A 408-nucleotide genomic window follows, 5' to 3' on the forward strand; every position below is an offset into this window, starting at 1 on the left:
GTTAGCCGTAGGCGTATAGATAAATGATGACCCGCTAACGGTTAAAACCCCTTTAGTCGCCGTTGGTATTGCGCTGGTATCAAGCGTTAAGGTATCCCCATCAATATCATTATCATTGGCTAACAGGCTGGCAAAAGTGATGGTTAATGGCTCATCTTCATTTAACGATAAAGTGTCCGTGCCGGTTGTCGGTAAATCGTTAACCGCACTAACGGTTAAGGTTACATTGCCTTGTGCAATACCACCGTTACCATCACTGACTTGATAGGTAAAACTGTCAGTGCCGTTAAAGTTAAGGGTAGGAATATAGTTAAACGAGCCATCACTATTAAGCGTTAAGCTGCCATTGCTCACATTTGAGATTGGTGCAGTATTAACGGTTAATGTGTCTCCATCAGCATCACTATC

The 408-nt window shown here is 42.9% G+C and carries 1 protein-coding gene; it reads right to left on the bottom strand.

Going from position 1 to position 408, the window contains the following annotated elements; all coding sequences use genetic code 11:
* A partial coding sequence (locus tag H4J38_RS16935) for a cadherin-like domain-containing protein (protein WP_182133665.1) occupies positions 1–408 on the bottom strand: 408 nt, incomplete at both ends.

The organism is Colwellia sp. BRX10-3 (genome assembly GCF_014077505.1).
Lineage (GTDB): Bacteria > Pseudomonadota > Gammaproteobacteria > Enterobacterales > Alteromonadaceae > Cognaticolwellia.